At 71.0% G+C, this 259-nt stretch carries 1 protein-coding gene; it reads left to right on the top strand.

Features of this window, described 5'->3' with window-relative positions; translation table 11 throughout:
- Positions 1–259: spore photoproduct lyase family protein (locus MFF21_RS23765; protein WP_373325093.1), on the top strand; the 259-nt coding region annotated here is incomplete at both ends.

The following is a 259-nucleotide window of genomic DNA, read 5'->3' as shown; positions in this document are numbered from 1 at the left end:
CGCATCGACCTCGCCGAGGGCTGCCCGGCCCATTGCCAGTACTGCTACCTCGCGGGTTCGCTCTCCGGCCCCCCGGTGACCCGGGTCTACGCCAACCTGCCGGAGATCCTGGACAACCTCGCGATGTACGTCGGCCAGGGCGGCGTCACCTCGGCGAGCGCGGAGCGCGCGCACGAGGGCACGACCTTCGAGGCATCCTGCTACACCGATCCCCTCGGCATCGAGCATCTGACCGGCTCGCTCTCGGCGGCGATCCGGC

The sequence above is a fragment of the Methylobacterium organophilum genome (assembly GCF_022179465.1).
In the GTDB taxonomy this organism is placed as follows: Bacteria; Pseudomonadota; Alphaproteobacteria; order Rhizobiales; family Beijerinckiaceae; genus Methylobacterium; species Methylobacterium organophilum.
The sequence above is the reverse complement of the archived record's forward strand: the minus strand, read 5'-3'. Positions and strand labels throughout refer to the sequence as shown.